17 protein-coding genes are annotated in these 25,061 nt (G+C 68.6%); 10 read left to right on the top strand and 7 right to left on the bottom strand.

All coding sequences use genetic code 11. The annotated features are described in order from the left end of the window. Position 1: 1 nt before the first annotated feature. Entirely contained in the window at positions 2-1,225 is a 1,224-nt protein-coding gene (locus tag QZ647_RS00140) for a serine/threonine-protein kinase (protein WP_291270264.1), read from the bottom strand. 75 nt (positions 1,226-1,300) lie between these two features. On the opposite strand from QZ647_RS00140, the gene efp reads away from it, so the two are divergent. From efp to QZ647_RS00115, 5 genes are all read left to right on the top strand, one after another. Then, complete coding sequence (gene efp, locus QZ647_RS00135; protein WP_286354367.1) at positions 1,301-1,876, top strand: elongation factor P; 576 nt, start codon at positions 1,301-1,303, stop codon at positions 1,874-1,876. Further along, positions 1,873-3,012 (top strand): ribosome small subunit-dependent GTPase A, encoded by a 1,140-nt coding sequence (rsgA, locus tag QZ647_RS00130; RefSeq protein WP_291270263.1) that lies wholly within the window; start codon positions 1,873-1,875, stop codon positions 3,010-3,012. The genes efp and rsgA overlap by 4 nt, the downstream gene beginning before the upstream one ends. 131 nt (positions 3,013-3,143) lie before the next feature. After that, complete coding sequence (locus QZ647_RS00125; RefSeq protein WP_291270262.1) at positions 3,144-4,838, top strand: HAMP domain-containing sensor histidine kinase; 1,695 nt, start codon at positions 3,144-3,146, stop codon at positions 4,836-4,838. A gap of 4 nt (positions 4,839-4,842) precedes the next feature. Beyond that, complete coding sequence (locus QZ647_RS00120; protein ID WP_291270261.1) at positions 4,843-5,796, top strand: lysophospholipid acyltransferase family protein; 954 nt, start codon at positions 4,843-4,845, stop codon at positions 5,794-5,796. Between the two features lie 79 nt (positions 5,797-5,875). Beyond that, on the top strand, positions 5,876-6,649 hold the full coding sequence (locus tag QZ647_RS00115; protein WP_291270260.1) for a hypothetical protein: 774 nt from the start codon (positions 5,876-5,878) through the stop codon (positions 6,647-6,649). A gap of 73 nt (positions 6,650-6,722) precedes the next feature. On the opposite strand, the gene QZ647_RS00110 is transcribed toward QZ647_RS00115, so the two are convergent. Beyond that, complete coding sequence (locus QZ647_RS00110; RefSeq protein WP_291270259.1) at positions 6,723-8,171, bottom strand: 2Fe-2S iron-sulfur cluster-binding protein; 1,449 nt, start codon at positions 8,169-8,171, stop codon at positions 6,723-6,725. A gap of 60 nt (positions 8,172-8,231) precedes the next feature. Beyond that, complete coding sequence (locus QZ647_RS00105) at positions 8,232-8,570, bottom strand: hypothetical protein (RefSeq protein ID WP_286354373.1); 339 nt, start codon at positions 8,568-8,570, stop codon at positions 8,232-8,234. Positions 8,571-8,683: 113 nt separating this feature from the next. On the opposite strand from QZ647_RS00105, the gene purH reads away from it, so the two are divergent. The 3 genes from purH (at position 8,684) to QZ647_RS00090 (ending at position 15,403) form a co-directional block, all read left to right on the top strand. After that, a complete protein-coding gene (gene purH, locus QZ647_RS00100) occupies positions 8,684-10,228 on the top strand; it encodes a bifunctional phosphoribosylaminoimidazolecarboxamide formyltransferase/IMP cyclohydrolase (protein ID WP_291270258.1) in 1,545 nt (514 codons plus the stop codon). A 103-nt stretch (positions 10,229-10,331) separates the two neighbouring features. Continuing rightward, positions 10,332-12,953 carry an alanine--tRNA ligase gene (gene alaS / locus QZ647_RS00095; protein WP_291270257.1) on the top strand — a complete coding sequence of 874 codons (2,622 nt, stop codon included), beginning with the start codon at positions 10,332-10,334 and terminating at the stop codon, positions 12,951-12,953. A 47-nt stretch (positions 12,954-13,000) separates the two neighbouring features. Further along, complete coding sequence (locus QZ647_RS00090) at positions 13,001-15,403, top strand: ATP-binding protein (RefSeq protein WP_291270256.1); 2,403 nt, start codon at positions 13,001-13,003, stop codon at positions 15,401-15,403. On the opposite strand, the gene QZ647_RS00085 is transcribed toward QZ647_RS00090, so the two are convergent. Genes QZ647_RS00085 through QZ647_RS00070 form a run of 4 tightly spaced genes read right to left on the bottom strand, consistent with a single transcriptional unit; the run spans position 15,366 to position 21,114 of the window. Further along, positions 15,366-16,382 carry a hypothetical protein gene (locus tag QZ647_RS00085; RefSeq protein WP_291270255.1) on the bottom strand — a complete coding sequence of 339 codons (1,017 nt, stop codon included), beginning with the start codon at positions 16,380-16,382 and terminating at the stop codon, positions 15,366-15,368. The genes QZ647_RS00090 and QZ647_RS00085 overlap by 38 nt on opposite strands. 12 nt (positions 16,383-16,394) lie before the next feature. Next, complete coding sequence (locus QZ647_RS00080) at positions 16,395-17,264, bottom strand: DUF5777 family beta-barrel protein (protein ID WP_291270254.1); 870 nt, start codon at positions 17,262-17,264, stop codon at positions 16,395-16,397. A 13-nt stretch (positions 17,265-17,277) separates the two neighbouring features. Continuing rightward, positions 17,278-17,634, bottom strand: coding sequence for a cytochrome c (locus tag QZ647_RS00075; RefSeq protein ID WP_291270253.1), 357 nt, complete (start codon positions 17,632-17,634; stop codon positions 17,278-17,280). Between the two features lie 39 nt (positions 17,635-17,673). After that, complete coding sequence (locus QZ647_RS00070) at positions 17,674-21,114, bottom strand: CxxxxCH/CxxCH domain-containing protein (RefSeq protein ID WP_291270252.1); 3,441 nt, start codon at positions 21,112-21,114, stop codon at positions 17,674-17,676. A gap of 366 nt (positions 21,115-21,480) precedes the next feature. On the opposite strand from QZ647_RS00070, the gene QZ647_RS00065 reads away from it, so the two are divergent. Beyond that, on the top strand, positions 21,481-24,417 hold the full coding sequence (locus tag QZ647_RS00065) for a sensor histidine kinase (RefSeq protein WP_291270251.1): 2,937 nt from the start codon (positions 21,481-21,483) through the stop codon (positions 24,415-24,417). Next, positions 24,414-25,049: a response regulator transcription factor gene (locus QZ647_RS00060; RefSeq protein WP_291270250.1), complete on the top strand. Its 636-nt coding sequence runs from the start codon at positions 24,414-24,416 to the stop codon at positions 25,047-25,049. The genes QZ647_RS00065 and QZ647_RS00060 overlap by 4 nt, the downstream gene beginning before the upstream one ends. Positions 25,050-25,061 lie beyond the last annotated feature (12 nt).

The following is a 25,061-nucleotide window of genomic DNA, read 5'->3' as shown; positions in this document are numbered from 1 at the left end:
CTCAGGGCTTGAACTGTAGCCTCGACAAGGCCGGCGCCAGCCACCAGAAGACCTGGAGCAGCAGGAAGACCAGGGCGGCCCATTTCAGGACCCCGAGCCAATCCACCTCGTCGGGTTGGGGCTCGATCCGCGATCGCCGGCTGGAGAGGTAGGTCTCCACGGGATCTTCCGCCAGGGTGATCTTCACGGGCTGAGTACCCCGGGGGGAGGCCTCGATGGGGTGCGCGCCGGTGTCCCCCATGCCCAGCTCGGCGATGCGGAACCGGGCCGTGGAGACGCTGCTGGTGCTGTCCTCCTCGTGGCCCAGCAAGGCGAAGAGCCGCGCCCGCAGGCTGACGGGGCCGGGCAGCGTGTCGATCAGCTCTTCCATGAACTCGGGCAGCGAGGTATAGCGATCCTCGGGATCCACGGACAGGGCGCGCTGGAACACACCGGCCATGCGGGAGGACATGTCCGGCGGAATGGCCACGGGCTCCTGGAGGATGTGGATGATGATGGCGGTCAAGCCTTCGCCGGGATGGGGCAGCTGGCCCGTGAGCAGTTCGAAGGCTGTGGCGGCGAAGCTGTAGCGGTCCGAAGCCGGGGTGCCTTCGCTCCCCTTGAGGACTTCGGGGGGCGCATAGGCCGGGGATCCCAGGAAGTCCCCGCTGGCGGTGAGGCGCAGGGCCAGCGTCTGGGCCAGGGCCTCGGTGCCCACGCCCAGCAGGAGGGTGTCCTCCATCGGGCCCTCGGGATCCATGCTCATGTGGCCCATGCTGCGGGCGATGCCGAAGTCCATGAGCTTGGCGCGCCCCTCCTCGCTGAGCAGGATGTTGTCGGGTTTCACATCGCGGTGGACGATGGCCCGGCGGTGGGCGGCCCGCAGGGCGCGCATGGCCTGGATGAGCACCCTCACGCTGGTTTCCAGGTCCAGGTCCTTGTCCTTGATGTGCCGGCCGAGGCTCTTCCCCTCCACATACTCCATGGTCAAGAAGGGTCCCAGGTCCTCCTCGACCCCCACATCGAACACGGTCACCAGGTTCGGGTGGTTCAGCTGGGCGCTGATCTCGGCTTCGCGCCGGAAGCGCAGCATGGCCTGGTGCCGGGCCGCCCCGGTGACGCGGACCACCTTGATGGCCACCCGGCGCTTCAGCAGGGGATCCTCGGCCAGGTAGACGGTCCCCATGCCACCCTGGCCGATGGGTCGCAGAATCTGGTACCGCCCGATGGTTCGTGGATCCGCCATGGAAGAGCCATTCTAACCGCGGGACCTCCTCCCGAAGGCGAGGTAGAATGGAGGATTCGACCATCCGGAGTCCCCATGGCCGCCCTTCTCGAAGCCATTGCCATCAAGCGGAAGATGTTCTTTGAACTCGAGGACACGCCCTTCCACTGCCTCGATGTGGAAATCTCCACCCCCACGGCCCGGGGCGGCCAGACCCTCGTTCGCATCAAAATGCGGAACCTGCTCACCCGCGCCGTCTTCGACAAGACCTTCAAGGCCGGGGACAAGTTCAAGGAACCCGACCTCGCCCTGGCCCCCGCCAGCTACCTCTACAGCGACGGCGACGGCTCCCACTTCATGGACCAGGAGACCTACGAGACCCACACCCTGGGTCCCGACCTCCTGGGGGATGCCCTCGACTACCTCACCGAGGGCCTCATCGTGCAGATCCAGAAGTTCAACGGGAACCCCATCGGCCTCCAGATGCCCACCCAGGTGGAGCTGGCCGTCACCTACACGGAACCCGGCGCCCGCGGCGACACGGCCAGCGGCAATGTCACCAAGCCCGCCAAGCTGGAGACCGGCATCGAGATCAAGGTGCCCCTCTTCATCAAGGAGGGCGAGAAGGTGAAGGTGAGTACCGAGACCGGCGAGTTTGCAGGCAGGGCATGAACCGCAAGTTCCGCCTCGGCCAGAGCCGTGAGGCTCAGGACATGGACCACCGGGAGGTCTACTCCCATGAGCGGGGGGGCGAGAGCAAGCGCCGTCAGCGCCAGGCCGAGCGGCTGGAAACCGGCATCGAGGCCCATGATGCCGATGCCCTGCTGCGGCTTCCGGACCCCGGCCCCTGGATGCACCTGCCCGAAGCCACCCTGATCCAGCGCCACAGCCAATGGGTCGATCTGGAGCTGGGGGACCGCACCGTGATGCGCGCCACTCTGGGCGGCAAGCTCAAGGGCGTGCGCCTCGTCTGCGGCGACCGGGTGCGCTATTCAACCATTCCAGTGGAACCGGACGACCCTCGGCTTCCCGCGCCCACCCTCCCCCGGGGCGAGGGGGGATCTCCCGCCGCCCAGGTGGTGGCGGTGATGCCCCGGAAAACGCTGCTCCGGCGCGGCGGGATCGATGACCGCGAACCCTGGCAGCTCATCTGCGCCAACGCCGAGGAGCTCTGGATCTGCGCGGCCGTGGTGGATCCTCCGCTGCGGCCGGGTCTCCTGGAGCGGGCTCAGCTGCTCGCCCTCGACGCCGGACTCACCTTCCGCGTGCTCGTCACCAAGCGGGACCGGGCCTCGAAAAAAGACACTCTGCCGGAGCTGGACCCCCTGCGCGAACAGGGTGTGGCCATCCACGAGACCTCGGCCCTCAAAGGCGAGGGGATCGAGCCATTGCGGGACCTCCTCCAACACAAGGTCGTGGTGCTGCTGGGCCACAGCGGGGTGGGCAAGAGCACCCTGGTGAACGCCCTCCACCCTGAGATGGCGCTGAAAACCGGCGGGCTCACCAAGTTCGGCACGGGCAAACAGACCACCACCTCCACCCGCTGGCTCCCGCTGCAGTCGGGGGGGACGCTGGTGGACACCCCCGGGGTGCGCACCCTCAGCGTCCGGGGCCTCGACCGGACCCTCCTGGCCCAGGTCTTCACCGAATTCCCGCCCGAGGTGCTGGAGGATCCCCTGGCCTTCGAGGCCGGTGACGATGCCACCCTCGAGGCCCTGGGTCTGGATTATCCCGAGCGTCTCCAGAGCCTCCAACGGCTTTGGCAGGAGATGGACGACCGGAACCCCAACCAGAATGTCTGGCGGTAGCCCGGCGGCCCCTCCCGCGCTCCGCACATGGGGGCTGTGACACTCATTACAACTGTAGGGATCCCGGGGAGGTCCGGATTGCCAGCGTTCCAAGACCCGGGAACACTCGACAGATGACGGATCCATCAGGCGTGCGAGCTCCCCTGTCCGCCTCCTGGCGATCTCACCGTGGCGTACTGATCTGCCTGATCCTGCTGCTGGCGGGGAACGCGGTCCTGCCCATGATCAACACCACCCATCCCGTGGCACGGGTCCTGGACTATCTGGTGGCCTACGCCCTCGCCTTCGTGGCGGCAGGGCTCGCCTGGGCCAGGGCGCGGCGCGAAGGCCCGACCGCCTTCGGTCTGCTGGGGCTGGGCGCCGCCCTGGGCGGCCTGCACTACCTGCCGACCCAGCTGCACCTCCCCCAGGCCGCCCTCGCAGGCCCGGCGATCTCCATCCTCGGCCTGCTGGCGCTGGGGGCGGGGTTCCTGTGCTGGCCCCAGCAGATCCGCATGAAGCGGGACCGGGCCCGGACCGTTCTCGACGGAGTGGCCATCGCCTTGTCGATGTTCACCGCCGCCTGGCTGGCCATGGGCTCCATGGATTGGGTCGGCCGGCTGCCCCAGCGGGTGATGCTGATGTACGCCCTGCAGATCAGCGCCTCGCTCGGTGTCCTGGCGCTGTGGCTCCTGCAGGAAATCCGCCTCATGCTGCCCGAGCAGTCCCAGGCCAAGGGCTATGTGCGGGCCGCCCTGATCGCCCTCTTGTGCCACGGTTCGATCTCGGCGCTGCTGCGGGTCACGGGACACTACCAGGGCTACACGGCCCATGGGTCCGAAGTCCTCCACCAGGCCGCCAACTTCCTCTTGGCCTTGGCGGCTCTCAGCCCGTCCTCCCCTGCCAAAACCGAGGCAGCCAAGCGGGCGCCGTCGACCCTGCAGGCACTCATCCCCTCCGCCGTATCGCTGGCGGTGCTGCTCCTGGCGGCCTTCCAGATCCTCCGGCCCCATGCGGAACCCCAACGGGCCCTACTGGGCCTGGGCGTGGCCCTGCTCAGCGTCCTGATGCTGCGGCACGGGCTCCTGATCCTGGACCTCGAGCGGCTTTCGCAGGACCTGGAAGGCCGCGTCGAAGAGCGCACCCGGAAACTCGAGGCCCACCACCACGAAGCCATGGGTGACCTGCGGATGCGCATGATGGCGGGGCTGGCGGCAGGACTCGCCCACGACCTGAACAACATCCTTGGCATCATCAGGCTCCGGGTGGATCTCCTGGAGGAGACCAGCACCCCGCCGCAGCGGGAGAATCTGGCCGTGCTGCGGGAGACCACGGAACGGGCCGCCACCATGACGCGGCGCATCCTCGCCTCCGGACGGGCCCAGGACATCGCGCCCACGGCCTTCGATTTCACCGACTGGATGGAATCCCGCGGGGCCCTGTTCCAGGCCCTCCTGCGACCGGACCAGACGCAGAATCTCCAGGTGGCGCGCGACCTGCATGTGTTCGCCGATCCCCAGTCCCTGGACCAGGTCTTCCAGAATCTGGTGACCAATGCCCGGGATGCCATGGGCCCGACCGGGAACCTCTGCATCCGCGCCCAGGCGGGGCCAGGCTCGGTGCTGGTAGAGGTGCGGGACGACGGCCCGGGCATTCCACCCGAGCACCTGGCTCGGATGTTCGAACCCTTCTTCACCACCAAGGCGAAGGGTACGGGCCTCGGCCTCGCCACCGTCCGCAACCTGGTGATCCAGAACCGCGGCAGCATCCGGATCGAAAGCCAGGTCGGTCAAGGCACCGCCTTCCTCCTCGAGCTGCCCGCCCCGGAACGGCTCCTGCTAGCCTGACCCCATGCAAGACCGCATGCAGAGCGAATCCAGGGCCCTCGGGCTCGTCTACGGGGCCGTCTTCGGCTCCCTGTTTCCCCTGTTCCACTTCGCGGCGCGATCCTTCGCCCGGCGCGAAGCCGGCCATGCGACCGCTGACCAGATCGCCAACGCCTTCATGGAGCTGCGCCCCAAATACCTGGAGGCGATTCTCGGCAACACCGCGCAAGTATTGGGCTTGCGGGCCACGCATCCGGCGGTGGAACGCACCGCACGGGAGATGGTCCGCCAGCACGCGCGGGCCTGGGTGGACTTCTTCTTCTACGGGCAGAGGCCCGTGGAAGAAGCCCTGGCCCAGTTCGCCAGCATCGAGGGCGCGGACCGACTCGATACGGCCATGGCGGAAGGCCGAGGGGTCATCCTGCTTACGGCCCACGCGGGCAACTACGAACTGGGCGGGGTGCTTCTGCGGGCCCGGAATCTGAAGGTGCACGCGGTCTACAAGCCCGATCGCTTCGAGGCCGTGGAGCGCCTGCGGGAGAGCCTGCGCGCCCAGGGCGGCGTGGTGGGCATCCCCGTGGATGGCGTGGGCTTCTCCACCCTGCCCCTGGTGAAGCTCCTGCGGGAGGGGGCCCTGGTGGGCATGCAGGGGGACCGCGACTTCAGCCTGAACGGTGTGCCCATGCCCTTCTTCGGCCGGACGGTGCCTTTCCCCCGGGGGCCCTGGGAACTGGCCGCCATGACGGGCGCGCCCATCATCACCAGCTTCTTCTTCACCGACGAAGCCCGGCGCTTCCATGCCCGCTTCGGGGAACCCATCCACATCCGGGGCGGTCGCGGCGAGCGCATGATGGAAATCGAAACGGGGATGCGGACTTATGTGGCCGGGCTGGAGGCCTTGATCCGCCAGCACCCGAGCCAGTGGTACTGCTTCTACCCCTTCTGGGATGATCCGGCCCGGGAAAAATCCCGGACCTGACGGCGTGTCACCGGTCATAGGGGTTTAGACTTAATCTTTTGGCTGCCGGGATGCCCCGGTTCCCACAGGAGTCTCCCCCATGCGCGGCATTCTCACCATGTCCCTTGTGGCCGCAGCCACGCTCGCCTGCAATTCGAACAAGGGCTCGGCCCCCGTGGTGGCCGCCCCGACCCAGCCCCAGGCCGCAGCGCCCGCCGCCCCCACCGGCCCCTCCATCACGGGCAAGCTGCTCGAGCGCATCGAGGCGTCCCCCTACTGCTACCTGCGCATCCAGACCGCCCAGGGCGAGGTGTGGGCCGCGGTGCCCGAAGCCAAGATCGAAAAGGGCGCCGAGGTCACCGTCGTCAACGCCATGGTCATGAGGGACTTCGAATCCAAGACCCTGAAGAAGACCTTCACCGAGATCTTCTTCGGCACCCTGGCGCCGGCCGGTGGCGCGGCTCCGGCAGCCGCCCCCGCCCCCATGCCGGGCCAGGCCCAGGGCCAGCCCAATCCCCACGGCCAGCTGGCCCAGCCCGTCGAAGTGGGCAAAGTCGAGAAGGCCACCGGAGCGGACGCCCGCACCGTGGCCGAAGCCTGGGCCCAGAAGGCCAGCCTCAAAGAGAAGACCGTCACCATCCGCGGCAAGGTCGTGAAGTACAACGCCGGCGTCATGGGCAAGAACTGGATCCACCTCCAGGACGGCAGCGGCGAGGCCGCCAAGGGCACCCATGACATCACCTTCACCTCGGCGGAACAGGTGGCCAAGGGTGAAACGGTCACGCTGCGCGGCACCCTCCGCACGGACAAGGACTTCGGCTCCGGCTACGCCTACGCCGTCATCGTGGAAGACGCGAAGGTTGTGAAGAAGTAAGACCGGTCTTCGGCCTTCAGAAAAGAGCGGGCGTCTTCGGACGCCCGCTCTTTATCTGAATTTCGCTCTTGGGTTAGACGGCCGCGGGAACGGCGGCCAGGTCCTTGATCCAGGCGGGCACGGTGCGGACGCCCTTGGGGGCCTGCAGGGCCTTCTGGTAGCGACGCAGTTCCCCATCGTGGTTGACGATGAAGTCGCTCTCCTCGGCGTAGTTGGTGATGGGCAGCCAGGCCGTGGCCGCGCGGCCCAGGTCGGAGGCCTCCACCTCCAGCGCCAGGCTGAAGGCCGCGGCCTTGAGGATCTGGCCCAGCAGGTCGGCTTCCTTGGTGCTGGTGAAGGCGGCGTCGTGCAACAACACCACGGCCTTGACCTCGCCCCTCTGCACTTTGGCCAGGAGGTCCTCAAGGGCGCCGAAGCGGAATCCCCGCTCGGTGAAGCCCCGGCGGTTCAGGATGCCGTCGGCGCTGGTCTGGTACTTGGGCAGCACCACGGAAATGGTCTTGTCGCCGCTGCCGTACCGGAGGTCGGCGGAGGTGGCCAGTTCGCCCAGGCGCTGGGCCGCGTCGCAGCCGAAGGTGCCCTGGCCGATGACGGCCACGGGACCGGCGGCCTGGAGGCTCTCGCGGATGGCGTCGAGGCTGGCGGGCGCGCCCTTCAGCAGGGGCGATGGGGCCTGGCCCGTGCGGTTGTAGTGGGCGTAGGCGTAGCGCTCTTCATCGCTGATGAAGTGGGTGGTGTCCTTCCCCTCCAGGGGCCGGGGCCGGAAGCGGTGGATCTGGTTGCCCTCGTGGTCGATCCAGATGGGGTTGCCCAAGGCCGAGTGACGGCTGATGGATGGCGCGCTCTTGAGGTACCAGACCCGCTTTCGGAAGCGGAAGTCGCGGCTGGTGAGGGCGCCCACGGGGCACAGGTCCACCACATTGCCGGCGTAGGGGTTCTGGTCCATGGATTTGCCGGTGTAGGTGGTGACTTCAAGGTGCGCGCCGCGCTGGGCCACGATGAGCTCGCCGCCGCCGCTGATCTCGCGGGTGAAGCGCACGCAGCGGGTGCAGTGGATGCAGCGGTTCTTGTCGATGACGATCTTGGCGCCCAGATCCTCGTAGCGGTAGCGCCGCTTCACTTCGGCCATGCGGGAATCGCCGCTGCCGTAGTGGTACGAGTAGTCCTGGAGCTTGCACTCGCCGGCCTGATCGCAGATGGGGCAGTCGAGCGGGTGGTTGATGAGCAGGAACTCCATCACGCCGGCCCGGGCATCGGCCACGGCGGGCGAGTTGGTGAGCACCTCCATCACCACGGCGTCGGGATTGTCCTTGGGCGCGGGGGGCACCGTGGTGGTGCAGCTCGTGGCGAGCTTGGGCTGGCCCTTGATCTCGACGAGGCACATGCGGCAGGTGGCCACGGGGGTAAGGGCCGGGTGGTAGCAATAGTGCGGGATGTCGATGCCCACCTTTCGGCAGGCATCCAGCACCAGGGTGCCGGGGTTCACGCTCAGTTCGACATCGTTGATCTTGATCGTCGGCATGGGCCCACTCCAGGCCTTCCAGAATGGGGCCTGCGGCCCGACAGGTAAAGAAGGAGCGGCTCAGTCCCCCCCGATCGCACCCACCATGCAGCGTCGGCAGAAGTCCAAGAAGTCCTCCAGATCCGCGATGTCCAGGTTCACTGTGGCGGGGATCACATTCGGGATGATGACCCGCTTCCGGAGCTCACCGGTGGCCTCCAGGGAGAACACGAACCAGGCCTGCCGGTCCTTTTCCGAGGACAGGGTGAGACTCACGACCTTGGTCTCGAAAAACAGGTCCGGCGCCCCGCCTCCCTCCGGCGTGCGCCAGGCCGGGATGTGGCCCCGCTGGACGAACTCTGCCTTCAGCTGGGCCAGGGTGTGCTGGACCGTGAACTGGACCTCGACCTGGACATCCATGGCCGCCTCCTGTCCCCTCTCTTCGGCCGGATCCCGTCCAACCCAAGCCTGGGCATCCAAACCCTTCCGAAAGCAGCCTGGGCGTGGAAAAATCAAGGGTTCAGGGGGCGGGCATGCCGACGGCATTGATCTCGGTGTACGACAAGGTGGGGCTCATCCCCCTCGCGGAGGGCCTGCTGGCCCAGGGCTGGCGCCTCCTGGCCACCGGGGGGACCCTGCGCACCCTGCAGGAGGCGAAGCTCGAGGCCCTCGAAGTGGCGGCCTACACGGGCGCCCCGGAGTGCTTCGACGGCCGCGTGAAGACCCTCCACCCCCGCATCCACGGGGGCCTGCTCTACCGCCGGGACCTGGCCGACCATGTGGCCGACGCCAAGTCCCAGGACATCGACCCCATCGACCTGGTGGTGATCAACCTCTATCCCTTCGAGGCCACCATCGCCCGGGAGGGCGTCACCCCCGCCGAGGCCATCGAGCAGATCGACATCGGCGGCCCCAGCATGATCCGCAGCGCCTCGAAGAACCATGCCTCGGTCACGGTGCTGACCGATCCGGCCCAGTACGGTCCCTTTCTCGACAAGCTCAAGGCGGGTACCTGGAACCTCGAGGACCGGCGTCGCTGCGCCCTGGAGGCCTTCCGCCGCACGGCGGCCTACGACACGGCCATCTCGGGATGGATGGAGCGGGAGTTGACCCAGGACCAGTCCACGGACCTCCCCCACCACCTCGGCCTGAACCTGGTCCAGAAGCAGGGCCTGCGCTACGGCGAGAACCCCCACCAGCCCGCGGCCTTCTATGTGGAGCCCGGCCGCAAGGCCGAGGGCATGGCCGCCTGCCAGCAGCACCAGGGGAAGGAGCTGAGCTTCAACAACCTGCTGGATGCCGATGCCTGCGCCCGCCTGGTCTGGCAGTTCCCCGCGCCCGCCTGCGTCATCGTCAAGCACAACAACCCCTGTGGCGTGGGCCAGGGCCCGCACGCGCTGGAGGCCTTCATGCGTGCCCAGGCCGGCGACCCCGTCAGCGCCTTCGGCGGCATCGTGGCCTTCAACCGGCCCGTGGGCATCGAGGTGGCCCATGTCATGGCCCAGAACTTCTGGGAAGTCATCCTGGCCCCCTCCTTCACCGGGGAGGCCCTGGAGGTCTTCGCGGCCAAGAAGCAGCTGCGCATCCTCCAGACGCCGGACCGCTGGCCCCAGAGCGCCGAGGGACTGGACACCCGCTCCATCGGCGGCGGCTACCTGGTGCAGCGGGCCGACCAGGCCTTCGTGCCCTTCGAGGATTGGGAAGTGAAATCCAGCGGCCGCGGCGCCAAACCCCGGGCCGAGGACCTGATGCTGGCCCAGCGGGTGGCCAAGGCCGTGAAGTCCAACGCCATCGTGCTGGTGAAGGACGGCGCCACCGTGGGCATCGGCGCGGGCCAGATGAGCCGCGTGGATTCCGTGGAGATCGCCTGCCGCAAGGCCGGCGACCGCACCCGCGGCGCCGTGCTGGGCAGCGATGCCTTCTTCCCCTTCGCGGATGGCCTTGAAGTCGCCGCCAGCCATGGCGTCACCGCCTTCGTGGAACCCGGCGGCAGCCTCCGTGACAGCGAGGTCATCGCCGCCGCCCAGAAGCTCGGCGTCTGGCTCTTCTTCACCGGGATGAGACACTTCCGACATTAGAATTGATTCACCACCAAGGCCCCAAGACACCAAGAACCACTTGGCTTTTCTCTTCTTGGTGTCTTGGTGCCTTGGTGGTCCGCTTTTCTAGCAGGTACGCAAAATGAAAACTTCTGAACTCCGTCAGCGATTCCTGCAGTATTTCGAGCGCCAGGGCCACCGCCGGGTGGCCTCCAGCGCCGTCATCGGCCCCGCGGACGACCCCACGGTGATGTGGACGAACTCCGGCATGATCCAGTTCAAGGATGTGTTCCTGGGCAAGGAGAAGCGCGACTACAGCCGCGCCACCACCAGCCAGAAGTGCCTGCGTGCCGGCGGCAAGCACAACGACCTGGACCAGGTGGGGTTCACGGCCCGCCACCACACCTTCTTCGAGATGCTGGGCAACTTCAGCTTCGGCGACTACTTCAAGGCCGATGCCATCCGCTTCGCCTGGGAGTTCGTCACCGGCCCCGTGGACCAGGGCTGCCTGGGACTGGACCCCGCGAGGTTGTGGATCACCGTGTTCGAAGGCGCCGAGGGCGTGCCCGCCGATGCCGAGGCCGAGGAGATGTGGAAGGCCGCCGGAGCGCGGCCAGACCGCATCATGCGCTTCGGCAAGAAGGACAACTTCTGGCAGATGGGCGATACCGGCCCCTGCGGCCCATGCTCCGAGATGCACTTCGACCGGGGCGCCCACATTCCCGGCGATGCCACGCCCAACGGCGAGGGCGACCGGGTCATGGAGATCTGGAACCTCGTGTTCATGCAGTACGAGCGCGATGCCCAGGGCGTCCTCTCGCCACTGCCCAAGCCCAGCATCGACACCGGCATGGGCCTGGAGCGCACCGCCAGCATCCTCCAGGGCGTCGATACCAACTACGAGATCGACCTGTTCTCGCCCATCTTCGAGGCCATCTGGAAGGCCGCGAAGGTGAACCCCGAAGACCGGCTGGAGCATGCCAACCGCACCGCCTCCCAGGTGGTCGCCGACCACATCCGCGCGGCCACCTTCATGTGCTTCGACGGCGTCGTCCCCAGCAACGAGGGCCGCGGCTATGTGCTGCGAAAGATCATCCGCCGGGCCCTGCGTTTCGGGCGGAAGCTCGGCATCGAGGGCCTCTTCTTCGCGGATCTGGCCCCGGCGGTCTACGAGGCCATGGGCGATCAGTACCCGGAGCTGCTCGGCGAGCTGGGTCGCATCCAGAAGTCCCTCCACCGCGAGGAGCAGCAGTTCAGCCAGACCCTCTCCACCGGCCTGAAGATCCTCGAGTCGAGCGATGTCTCGAGCGGAACCTTGGCGGGCTCCGACATCTTCCGCCTCTACGATACCTACGGCTTCCCTGTGGACCTGGTGGAAGATTGGTGCCGGGAGCGCGGCATCGCCGCCGACCTGGCCGGCTTCCAGCAGGAGCTGGGCGCCCAGCGCACCCGGGCCCGCGCCGCCATGAAGGCCCACGACCTGAGGCTGGCCGGCGACCTGGCCGTGCTGGCGGAGCTCCCCCCCACGCGCTTCACCGGCTACGACCACCTCGAGAGCCAGGCCCATGTGGTGGCCCTCTTCGACGCCGATCATCGGCGGGTGAAGCAGCTCACCGGCGAGGGCTTCGTCCTCCTGGACCGCACGCCCTTCTATGCCCAGTCCGGCGGCCAGGTGGGCGACACGGGCCAACTCCGCTTCGAGGGCGGCCACGCCGAAGTGCTGGACTGCACGGCCCCCGCCCAGAAGCGGCACCTCCACAAGGTCGTCGTCACGGGCGCGCTGCTCGAGAACACCGCGGTCAACGCCCTGGTCCACCCCATCCGGCGCCGGCGGGTCCGCGCCCACCACACCGCCACCCACCTGCTGCACGCCGCCCTGCGCGAGGTGCTCGGCACCCATGTGAAGCAGGCGGGCAGCGTGGTGGATGAACACCGGCTGCGCTTCGACTTCACCCACTTCGCCCCCCTGGAGCCGGAGCAGATCGCGGAAATCGAGCGCCTCGCCTCCCGCCAGGCCCTGAGGTCTGTGCCCACCCGCGTGAACGAGATGGACATCGAGGAGGCCCTGGCCTCCGGCGCCATGGCCCTCTTCGGCGAGAAGTACGGGGAAGTGGTCCGCGTGGTGCAGGTCCCGGGATTTTCCACCGAGCTCTGCGGTGGCACCCATGTGGCGAACACCGGCGAGATCGGCGTGGTGAAGATCCTTTCCGAAGGCGCCGTCGCCGCCGGCGTGCGCCGCATCGAGGCCGTGGCCGGAGAGATGGCCCTGGAGCTGCTCCAGGCGGACGAGGCCATGATCCACGGCCTGTCCCGCCAGGCCAACGCGGCCCGGGAAGCCCTGCCTGAGCTGCTGTCGGCCAAGGACCATCGCATCGCCCAGCTGGAGCGCGATCTCAAGGAAGCCAAGCTCAAGGCCGCCAGCGGCGGCAGCGGGGCCGAGCAGGTCGAGCAGATCAAGGGCATCACCCTCGTGACGGCCTCGGTGGAGGGCCTGGAAGGCAACGCCCTGCGGGAGCTCATGGACCAGGTCCGGACCCGGCACGCCAACGCCGTCATCGTGCTGGCCTCCAAGGTTGCCGAAGACAAGGTGGCGGCTCTGGTCTCGGTCTCCCCGGGCTTGTCCTACGATGCCGGGGCCCTGTTCAAAGTCATGTTGCCGGCCCTGAACGGCCGGGGCGGCGGCAAGAAGGATCTGGCCCAGGGGGGTGGCACGCAGCCCGCCGGCCTGCCCGAGGCCTTCGCCGCCCTGCGCGCGGCACTTTAGAACCGCACCAAGATCAGATTCCCGCCGGCCCGGCCGATGAGAAGCCAGTGAACCGCCCCGAGGGGCCTCGCCCCCTGCTTCCCATTCGCCGCCTGCTGCTGACGGATCTGCTGATCCTCATGGCCGGCGTTTCGGCGCTTCTCCTCGGGCTGTCCTGGTGGAGCCAACAGCAGGCCCTGGAGCGCCAGGCCCGGGCCCGGGCCGAAACCGCGCTGGTCCAGCTCGAGGAGGCGGTCAGGAACGACCTCGAGGCCTCCCAGTCCCTGGGGCTCGTGATCCGCGAGTGGTGGCTCCAGGGTGTGCTCGACCCGGCTCGCCCGGCGGAGGCCGCCCGCCTGATCACGCCCTTGCTGGCCGCCCAGCACGGGATCACCAGCGTCAACCTGGCGCGGACCGATGGGCACTCCCTGCTTCTCCTCCGCGTCGGCGGGGCCTGGTCCTTCCGCGAGCTGGACAACGCCGGGACCGAAGCCCGGATCCGCTGGCATCGACTGGATTCAGCCGGACAACTGCTGTCCGAGCCCTGGACGCCCATGGCCTACGATCCCCGGTCCCGCCCCTGGTACCAAGCGGGAGCCCTGGCCGACGCGCCCATCTGGACGGATCCCTATGCCTTTTACACCACCCAGGATCCCGGCATCACCTATGCGCTGCCCATCCGGGATGCCGCGGGCCTGCGGGGCGTGGCCGCGCTGGATTTCCTGCTGGACGACCTCACCCAGCGGGTCTGGGCGGCGCAGCCCACCGCCGGGAGCCGCTGCCTGATCGTGGATCCCGAGGGACAGGCCCTGATCCTGCCCCGGGAGCCGGCGTTCGAGACCAAGGAAAGCCGCCGTCAGGCCTTCCTCAAACCCCTGCCGACGCTCCTCCCCACCTTCCATGCAGCATTGGCCATGGCTGGCTCCGGGGCCCAGGGGGCCCGCCTGATCTCATCCGAGGGGCGCGCGACCATGGGCCTGCTCCGGCCCTTCGAGGGGCTCCCGGGCATCCACTGGCAGCTCATGCTGACCGTGCCCATCGAAGACCTGCTCGGACCGGCCCACTTCCGGGTGCTGAGCATGCTGGGGCTGGCCCTCCTGGGCCTGGGCCTGGCGGCCTGGCGCATCGAGCGCATCGCCCGGCGGGTGGTGGAACCCATCGCGGAGCTCAGCGCCCTGGCCGAGGTCCTGGGGCAGGGCCAGATGCCCCCGGCCAGCACCTCCCACATCCAGGAGATCCAAAGCCTGGACCGGGCCCTCCGCCAGGCCAGTGAAAGCCTGGCCGATCAGGCCCGCCTGCAGCGGCAGCTGGAGCACAGCCAGCGCATGGAGACCGTGGGCACCCTCGCGGGGGGCATCGCCCACGATGTGAACAACCAGCTCGCGGCGATCCTGGGCCAGCTGCACCTCAGCCGGGAGCTGCTTCCCGAGGGCCATCCCGTCATGAACCGGATCCTCCGGGCCGAGGAAGCCACCAAGCGCTGCGCCCAGACCACCAAGGCCCTGCTCTCCTTCAGCCACCAGTCCCGGCCCGAGCTGCGCCCGCTGGACCTGAACGCCCTCGTCAGCGAGACGGCCAATATCCTCGACCGCCTGCTGGGCGGGCGCATCCGCCTCCAGCTCGCCCTGGAGCCGGACCTGCCTCCGGTTTCCGGCGACGCCGTCCAGCTGGAGCAGGTCCTCATGAACCTGGCCGTGAACGCGCGGGACGCCATGCCCACGGGCGGCAGCCTCGGCCTGCGCACCTTCCTGGACGAAGCGGGCCAGGTCGGCCTGGAGGTCCGGGACTCGGGCACCGGCATCCCCGAAGAGCTCCTCCCGCATATCTTCGAGCCCTTCGTCACCACCAAGGACCTGGGCAAGGGCACGGGCTTGGGGCTGGCCATGGTCTTCGGCATCGTGAAGGCCCATCACGGGCAGATCCGCGCCGAGAACATCCCGACCGGGGGCGCCTGCTTCCGGGTCGTCCTCCCCCAGGCCCGCGTGAAGGGCCCGCACGAGCCCTCCTCCACTCCCTCGAACCCCTCCGTGGCCCGGAACAGCCTGGTGGGCTGCCGAATCCTGGTGGTGGAGGATGAAGTGCTGCTGCGCGACATGCTGGCGGATGCCCTGACCCTGGCCCGGGCCCAGGTCACGGCCGCGCCCGACGGCGGCGTCGCCTGGCGGGCCTGGCAGGCGGGCACCTTCGATCTGGTGCTGAGTGATCACCGCATGCCGGACTGCACGGGCCTGGAACTGCTGGAGCGGATCCGGGCCACGGGTTCGGCCGTCCCCTTCATCCTCATCAGCGGTCAAGGACTGGAAGGCATGGAGGCGGCCCTGGCCAAGGTCCCCCGGGTCCGCCTCCTGCCCAAGCCCTTCGAACTGCCCCGGCTCACGGCCCTCATGGCCGAGATGCTGGCAGAGCAGCCCGTCGAGCCTCCCGACATCAAGGTCAGCGCTTTCCCGGACCCCCAGCACTACCTGCCGTAAGTGGCTGGGCCGGCGCCGATTTCTTCTCGTGGCAGCCGAGACAGACCGCGAGATGGGAATCGGGACTCCGCCAGTAGACGCTGTCCTGGTTCTCCATGTCCTTGCGCAGCGCCTCGGGCACCCGGGGCCAGTAGAACGCGAAGGCCGTGCTGCCATCAGCCTTCGTCTCCTTCATGTAGAGGGGGCCCGGCTCATGGCTGGGCTTGCCCTTGTCGTCCTCAAAGGTCGACATCACGGCATAGGCCCCCGGGGGCAGGGGCTTGCCCGCCTGGTAGGCATCGGCGCCGGAGGCCGTGACCCAGATGCGCCGCCAGCGGTTTCCATGGGCCTTGCTCCGCACCGGCTCCGGAGTGATGGGCTCGAGGCTCGCGTAATCCAGGGCCCGGATGGGCAGGTCGGCCTCGGCGTCCGCATGCTTGGCGGCGTCCGCCTCGGCTGCGGCCCGGTTGGTCTCCTCGCTTCCGAAGACCATCACGCCCCCCAGCTTGCCGCTGAGCCCCCAACAGGCCAGCCAGAGAACGCCCACCAGGAGGGGCGCGGCCCCCACGCCGCGTTCCCAGAAACGGCGGCCTCCGTGCCTCCGGTGGGTGGCGCCGTCGTGGGCCTCCACCTGGCGCCAGGAGCCCCAGAGAAGCCAGACGCAGAAGCCGCCGATGAGGAAGCCGCTCAGGGCCGCCATCTCATGGACCTGGAGGATGCGCTGCAGCACCTGCTTCTCGGTGGCCACGACCGGGAAGAACCCCTTCGGCGGGATGAGGGCGATCTGGCGGCCCCAGATCAGGCCGCTAAACAGGGCTGCCGTGCTGCCCAGCCAGCCCACGAGGGCGAGGAAGAATGAAGTGCCCGTCCACAGACGGACATGCTTGGGATGAAAGGAGGCCAGCATCGCCAGGGGCAGCACCGCCACCAGCCCGAGGGGGATGTGGACGAAGGCCGGATGCTCGCGGGCGACGAATTCCAGAAGGGGTGAAGCGGACATGAATCGCTGACCTCAGAAGACGCGGGTGACATTGAAGCCGATGGACCACTGGGAGGAGGGCCGGGGCCCACCACCGTAGTCCCCGCTCAGGACCTGGTTCGCCGTGGTGCCGGGGACATTGGTGCCCACAAGGGTGAAGCGGTGCTTGAAGGTCTTGTAGGAGACACCGGCCGCGAAGCCCCGCTGGTAGGTGGTTCCATCGGTGATGCCGCCGGGCGCGGCCTTGGAGAACTTGGAGGGCCGGGGGTAGTACTCGCTCACGAAGGAGAACTTCTCCGTGAAGCTGACGCGCAGCCCCAGGCCCACATTGAAGACTCCGCCGGTGTTGGGCGTGGTGTTGGGCGTGGCCCCGGGGGGCACCGCCAGGATCGTATCGGTGGTGGTGGTCTTCGTGATGTAGGCCGGCACGATCGAGAAGATGATGTCGTCCGTGATGAAGATCTCCGTGGGCACCTGGAGGACGGCCCCGGAGAGGCCCACCCGGCCGATGGGCGTCACGGTTTCCTTCACCACCTCGTCGAAGCGCTCGGCCCGGACGGCCAGACGGACGCGTTCCCGATCCAGCACCTGCTGCTGCAAGCCGAAGGTGAAGGTCTTGTTGTCGGCCGTGCGGTAGATGAAGGCGTTCAGCCCCGGGATCGGCTTGATGCCGAAGGCGAAGCCGAGTCCCGCGTAGGTGTAGCCGTCCAGACCGTAGACATCCTTCCCGTGATCCTTCACGGGCTGGATGAACCGGTGGGTGAAGGCAACGCCGATGTCCCAGTACTGCATCCGCTCCGCCGAGGGCAGGTTCACCACCAGCGGGTATTCGGAGGACTCGGCGTGAAGCGCTCCCCCGGCCAGGAGGGAGCAGGCGAGCAGGGGAGCGAGCTTCCGTGTCATCGGATCTCCAGGATCAGCGCTTGGCGGCGAACTTGCGGACGATCTCCGTGATCATCTTCTGGGCATCGGCCTCGGACATTTTGTCCTTGAAGGCCGGCATCTTGTCCTTGCCCTCGAGGGTGACCTTCACCCAGTCGCCGTCCTTCTTCTTGTTGGCCTTGCGACTGTCGGTGAAGTCGAAGCCCGCATCGGGCAGGGGTTTGCCGCTGTTGTCGCGGCCGTTGCCATTCACGCCGTGGCAGCGGGCGCAGGCGTCCGTCCAGTACTTCTGGAGATCGCCACCCTGGAACTTCGGCAGGTCCTTGGCCGGATCACCGGCGGACAGGGTCGCTCCGGCAAGCAGCAGAGCGGTGAGGATGGCGCGTCGCATGGGACCTCCTATGGGGTGGTGGAAAAGGCGAGGGGTGGATCAGTTCCAGGTGTTGCCCGCCGTGGTGTGCGATTGCCCGTGGCAGGTGAGGGCACAGCCCCCGCGGCCCTGCGTGGCCGAGGTGACGGTGTAGGTGAGCGCGCCCGTGGCCGGGGTGGCGCCGCCGCCGAACTTCACGGTGTCGCTGGGGTACTGATCGGAAGGCGTGCCACTGACGCCGCTGACGGCGGAGGTGTCGAGGTACTTGAAGTGGTTCAGGGCCCCGGGTGTGGCCTGCGTCATGACATGGCAGTAGTCGCAGGTCTGGTTGTGCTGGCTCGGGTTGTTGTGACGGCCCGTGGCGTCGTTGAACTGCGTGGCCGTGGAAGCCACCTTGTGGCAGGCGATGCAGTAGGTGGTGGCGTTCACGGTCAGGGTGCCGGTCTGCCATCCGGGCGTGGTCTGGCCGCCGTGGCAGCTCACATTGGAGCAGGTGAAGGCTGAGGCGCTGGCGGTGGTGCCGGCCGTCCCGCTCTTGGCATTGAACGCCGGATCGATCGCCACCGAGGCGGGGCCGGCCGTGATCGGCGAGGCCAGACGCTTGTTGGCATTGCTGTAGTGCGTCTGGGCCGGATCTCCGGGCACGGAACCCGCGTGGCAGGCCGCGCAATCCGGATAGGCCGAGGCCGTCATCGACGCGGGCAGGGCCGGTGAGGTGCGGGTGAAAGTGAGCAGGGAGAGGTGCTTGGGGTGGGAGCCCTGCAGGTTCGGCCAGGCGGTGCCGGTCGGGCCCTGGGTGGTGAAGCTGGCGCCCACATGGCAGGAGAGGCAGGTGCCCGCCGTCATGCCCGCGGCCACGGGGGAACCAAGGGTGTGGCAGACCGTGCACACGGGTCCGCTCTTGGTGGTGGTCCCGCTCTGATCGTGGCAGTTGATGCATTCGCCGTTGAACTGGGCGAGTGTCAGGGTCTGGTGGTGGTTGCCTGCGCTGCTGACATCGGTGCTCAGGAAGGGCACGGGGTGGGCGATCCCGGAGCCCTTGGGGGCGTTCCAGTGGTTATCGACGGCATTGTGGACTTGGCTGTGGCAGGTGAGGGCGCAGCCACCGTCCCCTTCGGGGGTCGTGGCGTTGATGGTGTAGGTCGCGGCCCCGGTGATCGGATAGGTGGTGTTGGTGAGCTTGAACTTGATCGTGCCGCTGGGCAGCTTGTTCGTGCTGCTGACGGCGGGGGTGTTGAGCTCGGCGAAGTGGTTGACCGCGCCACCGCTAGTGTTGGCGGAGGTCATGTCGTGGCAGAGGGTGCAGTCCAGCGTGGCGGCGGTGGCGTGCGTGCCCCAGGCGTGGCGCCCGACGGCGTCGTTGTACTGGGAGGTCGCGGTGCCGCCGTTGATCGCGTGGCAGAGCGAGCACTGGGAGGTGGAGGTGATGGTGCCAGTGCGCCAGTTGGGCGTCACCTGGCCGCCATGGCAGCTCGAGGCGGAGCAGGTGAGCGCGGTGGGATTGAAGGAGGCCGATCCGCCGCTCTGCGCGTTGAAGGTGGCATCCATGCTCACCGGGGCCGGGCCTACCGGGGCCGTGACCCGGGCGTTGGCGTTGTTGTAGTGGGTCGTCGTGCCCGTCCCGCTGCCGGCGTGGCAGGTGTCGCACTTCAGCACGGTGGGCAGCCCCATGTGCTTGGCATGGGCGCCGGCGATGTTGGGGAAGGCGGTGCCGGTGGGACCGGCCGGAATCCCCGAGGGGCCCACATGGCAGGACAGACAGGTGCCCGTCCCGGTCGCGGCCACGGTGGGATCGGCCAGGGTGTGACAGGTGGCGCAGAGGGGGCTGCCCGCCACGGGCGAGGTGCCGGAAACGGCATGGCAGGTGCCGCAATCCGCCGCAAAGGTGGCCTGGGTGGCCGTCAGGTGGCCGTTGTTCTGCGTATCGACCTGGTTGCCCAGGAAGGGCACGGGATGCGGTGCCCCGCTGGCGGTCCAGGTATCGAACGACACCGTGTGGATGTGGCTGTGGCAGGTGAGGGCGCAGCCGCCGTTGCCCTGGGTGGCGCTCGTGACCGTGTAGGTCCCGGGGGCCGAGACGATGGCGGGGTCGAAGACGATGGTGCCGCTGGGCAGCTGATCCGCCGGGGTGCCGGTGGAGAGACCGTCCACGGCCCCCGTGTTGAGATACTTGAAGTGGGCCAGGGCTCCGGGCGAACCGTTCCCCATGTTGTGGCAGGTGGTGCAGGCGATGGCGTTGGCGGGCACCGTGGCATTGTGGGTGCCGATGCTGTGCCGGCCGAAGGCGTCATTGAACTGGGTCGCCGTCCCGGCACTGGTGGCCACCGCGTGGCAGGCGGTGCACTGGGTTGCGGAGTTGATGGTTCCGTTCTGCCAGCCCGGCGTGACCTGGCCGCCGTGGCAGCTCACATTGGAGCAGGTGAGCGCAGATGGATTGAAGGACGGGTTGCCCCCGGTCTTGGCCATGAAGATCGGATCCATCGAGACGCTGGCGGGGCTTGTCGGCACGCCGATGCGCGCGTTGGCATTCGTGTAGTGGGTGGTGGTTCCCGTCCCGCTGCCCGCATGGCAGGTGTCGCAGCTCAGCGCAGTGGCCAGTGCCATGTGCTTGGCGTGGGCCCCGGCGATGCTGGGGAAGCCCGTGCCGCCGGGCCCCTTGGGCAGGCCCGCCGTGCCGGCGTGGCAGGAGAGGCAGGTTCCGGCATTGGTGCCGGCCGCGGTGGGATCCGCCAGCTGGTGGCAGGTGTTGCAGAGCGGCGCGGAAGCCGTGGGGGAAGTGCCCGAATAGGCGTGGCAGCTGGCGCAGTCCGCGGCGAAGGCTGCCGCCGTGACGGTCATGTGTCCGTTCAGCTGGGAGTCGGTCTGACCCACCAGGAACGGAACCGGGTGCGGCGCGGCGTTGGCGCCGTGGCAGAGGGTCGCGTTGTAGCAGCCGGGCTGGGTGCCGGCGGGCGCGGGCGTGGCGGGATGCCCGATGGGATTGCTGGGCGATCCGGCGAAATGGCACTGGGCGCAGACGGCGGCATTGGACGGATCGGTGGTGATGTGGGTGAAGACGGTGCCGCCCGTGGTGCGCCAGGGCTTCGGCGGATGCGGCGCGCTGACACCGTGGCAGGTGACGCAGGCATTGGCGGAGCCTCCGCCGGCAAACGCCTTCCCGTGGCAGATCTGGCAGGAGACGAGGCTTCCGCCGGTCACGGTGCTCGCGGCCATCTTGGCGCGCACCCCGTGGATGGCCGGATCGGCCCATCCGGAAACGGTCTGGTGGTGGCAGCCCGTGGTCATGCAGGTGGGCACCCCGCTGCCGACCTTGAGGACGGAGATCTCATGACACTTGGTGCAGGCATCCACCCCCGCCACGGCCTGTCCGGCGTGGTTGCCGATCCAGCCGGCCGGGTGGTAGTTCCCATAGTATTGAGTGACCCCGGCGGCCCCCTTGCCGCTCCCGCAGCCCACCAGGACCAGGAGCAAGGCGAAGGCCAGACCACCCAGAAGCCCCATCGTCCGGTTCCAATTCCAAGTCCTGTTCATGGCGACACCCAGGGAATGCGACTCGTGGCGGAGGAGGTTGGCGGTGGAGCTCGGAAGGGGATGGAGGATCCAAATATATGCCACCGATTTGCAACGGGAAGATCAGGGCAAGGGGAATCCCCGAGAAGTGCGAAGCTTCGGTCGAGACATCGGGACCGCGGGTGGATTGAATCACTATCTCCCCACGGCTTCCTGGCGCCCATATCCCGATTGGATCCTTACTTTTAGATCGAACGATCTACCGCCTTCTCCGTTGATCCGGTCGGCCCGATGGCCTAATCTTCAGCTTCCATGTGCCCGCAGATTGCAGGAAACCGACCTTCCCCTCGGGGGGCCTTGCGGCGCCTTGTCATCGTCCTGCCATGCCTCTGGGCCAGCGTCACGGGCTTCGCCCTGGACCCCGCCCGGCCCCTCTCCACCCACGCCAGCCACCTCTGGCGCAGCGAGGATGGCCTCCTCCAGGACACGGCCACCGCCCTCCTCGAGTCCCGGGACGGCTTCCTGTGGATCGGCACGGAGGCGGGCCTGGTCCGCTTCGACGGCGCCACCTTCGATCACTACTCCCGCCTCAATGTGCCGGGGTTCGCACACAACGAGATCCACTGCCTGGCGGAAGGTCCCGGTGGCAGCATCTGGATCGGCACCTCAGAGGCTGGGCTCTACCGGTTCCAGGACGGCGCGGTCCGGGCCTTCGGCGCCGCAGAGGGCCTGCCCGACCAGCCCATCCTGCGCCTGCTCCAGGATCGCAGCGGCACACTCTGGGCAGCCCCCCAGGAGGGACCCCTGCTCCGGTTCGACGGCACCCGGTTCCAGACCGTACCCTCGGATGCGGCCCGGCTGACCATCCGCGCCATCGTCGAAGACCCGAACGGGACACTCTGGGTGGGCACCGCAGGATCGGGCTTGTGGCGCCTCCAGGGAGGACGGCTGGTCCTGGCCGCGCTGGCCTCCACGGACATTACGGCCCTCGGTGCGGGCGTCGAAGGGGAGATCTGGGTGGGAACCCGCTCCCAGGGCCTGCTGACGCTCACCGAAGGCCGGCTCGAAGCGGCGGCCTGGGCGAAGGGCCTGCCGCCCCGGGCCATCAGTGCCCTGCTCGTGGACCGACAGGGCAGCCTGTGGGTCGGGCTCGAACAGACCGGCCTCTTCCGCCGGACGCCAGCCGGTTCCCTGGAGACCGCCCCCGCGCCTGCCGGCTCCCGCTGGACACCCCTCGCCCTGCTTGAGGACAGCTCCGGTGCCCTGTGGTCCGGCACCGAAGGCCGTGGCCTGCGTGTGCTCTACCCCGTGCCGTTCCAGACGCTGCCCGTGGTCGGCGCGGATCTCGAAGAGCCCGCCCTCATGGTCTGCCAGGACGCCCAGGGCACCGTCTGGTGCGTCACGGGAGACCAGTCCCTGGGGGAGATCCGCCAGGGGCGCGTCCATCGTGTGGGCCCGGGAAACCCCGGTGGCCCCATCACCGCCATCTGGCCCCGCCGGGCCGGGGGACTGTGGGTGGGCACCCGCAACGGCGAGCTGTATGAACGGTACGAAGGCCAGTTCCGCCGGGTCCGCCGGCCTGAGGGACCCTCGCCGGACGCCATCATGTCGCTGTACGAGGATCCGCAGAACATCCTGTGGGTCGCCACCTCCCGCCAGGGCCTGCTCAAGCTCGCACCAGGCGCCGCCCCCGTTCTGTTCCCCGCCGTCCAGGGTGCCCTCGCCATGACGGGAGGCGGATCAGCCCCCTTGTATCTGGTGAGCCGCACGCAGGGGCTGGGCATTCTCGACTCCAGCACGGTGCGCTGGTTGGGCCGTGCGGAAGGGCTGGGCTCAAGTGGCGCCCTGTCCCTGCACCTGGATGCCGAGGGATTCCTCTGGATCGGCACCCCGGAGGGCCTGCGGCGGTACCGGGACGGCATCTTCCAGACTTTCGGGGAACGCCCCGGCCCCCTGCTCCTCGCCATCCACGGCATCCTGGAGGATGGCGCGCACCGGATGTGGCTGAGCACCGGGCAGGGCGTCTTCCGGATCGCCCGCGCGGCCCTGATCAAGAGCCTCAATGAAGCAGGCTCCATTCCGGCCGTGGTCTTCGACCACCACGATGGCATGCCCTCCCGGGAGACCCGTAACGGCCCGCAGCCTGTGGCTTGGCTCACCCGCGAAGGCGACCTGTACTTCCCCACCAGCCGCGGGCTTGCGCGGCTGGACGGCCGGGCTTCCTCCCCGCCCCCGCCCAAGGCCGGCCCCGCGCTGCGCCTCCACATCCTGAAGGCCGAAAGCGACGAGACGGTTCTGCCCGACACCGTCCCCATCCAGGTCCCCCCGGGCACCCATCGGTTCGAGGTGTACTACACCGCCACCTCGCTCACGAGGGCGGACAAAGTCCGCTTCCGCTACCGCCTCGAGGGCCTGGAGCACATCTGGAACGAGGTGGGCGACCGCCGGTTCTCGGCCTACTCCAATGTGCCGCCGGGGACCTACCGGTTCGTCCTCCAGGCCTGGCGGCTCGATGAGGATAGCCCCCCGCAGGAGCAGTCCATCGAGGTCCATGTCCAGCCCTACCTGTACCAGCGGCCGGTCTTCTGGGTGGTGTGCGCACTGGGCGCGGGGGCGTTCGCCTGGTGGCTCCTCCGCCTGCGCCTTCAGCAGCTGGAGGCGAAGTCGGCCGTGCTGGGCGAGCGCAACCGCATGGCCCGTGAGATCCACGACCACCTGGCCCAGGGCTTCACCGGCGTGCTGCTGCAGATCGAGGCCGCCGAAGCCAAGCTGGCCCGGCTGCAAGGCGACCCGGAGCCCGTGCTGACCCGCCTCGATCATGCCCGCAAGCTGGCCGTAGCCAGCCTGCAGGAGGCCCGAAGGTCCGTCATGGCCCTCCGCCCCCACCGGCCCGAGGGCACGAACCTCCTGGGCGCCCTGCGCGTGCTGTCAGACCGCCTGCTGGCCGGCACGGAGATCCAGGTGGAGTTGGCCCAGACCGGCGAACCCCGCCCCCTGGGCCGGCGGGTGGAGGAGGAGCTGCTCCGCATGGCCCAGGAGGCGCTCACGAATGCCCTGCGCCACGGCAAGGCCCGCTGGGTGCGGGTGGTGCTGCAGTACGAAGGGCGCCAGGTCCGCCTCAACATCGAGGATGATGGGCAGGGCTTCGACCCTTCCGCCGACGCGGCGGGCTACGGCATGCGCAGCATCCGGGAAAGCGTCCGCCAGCTGCGGGGGCGCATCGACATCGACAGCAGTCCGGGGCTCGGCACCCGCATCACCATCACCCTTCCCACCCAAAGGTGGCACCTATGACCGCGACCCCCATCACGCTGCTCATCGTGGATGACCACCCCGTCGTGCGGGATGGGCTCGTCGCCATCCTCCATCAGGGGGAACCCGATCTGGAAGTGGTCGGCGAGGCCGGGGACGGCCGCGAGGCCGTGACGGCCTGGCGCACCCTGAAGCCCACGGTCACCATCATGGACCTTCAGCTGCCGGGCCAGTCGGGCGTGGAAGCCATCATCGCCATCCGGCGCGAAGATCCCGAAGCCCGGGTGCTGGTGCTCACCACCTTCGACGGGGACGCGGACATCCAGCGCGCCCTCGAGGCCGGGGCCCGGGGTTACCTGCTGAAGAGCGTCCGGCGCGCCACGCTCATCGAGGCCGTGCGGGCCGTGGCGTCCGGCCAGCGCTACCTGCCGCCCGCCACCGCCGCCCGGCTGGTGGAGGCCATGGAGGCCGAACGCCTGACGCCGCGGGAGCTCGATGTGCTGCGCCTCCTGGCCCTGGGACAGCGGAATCGGGAAATCGCCGAGAACCTGGGGTTGGCCGAGCCCACCGTGAAGATCCATGTGAACAACCTGCTCCGCAAGCTCCAGGTGAAGGATCGCACCGAAGCCGCCGTGGTGGCCCTCCGCCGCGGCCTCATCCACCTGGAACCCTGAACCCCCGGCCGG

The sequence above is a fragment of the Geothrix sp. genome (assembly GCF_020622065.1).
Taxonomy (GTDB): domain Bacteria; phylum Acidobacteriota; class Holophagae; order Holophagales; family Holophagaceae; genus Geothrix.
The sequence above is the reverse complement of the archived record's forward strand: the minus strand, read 5'-3'. Positions and strand labels throughout refer to the sequence as shown.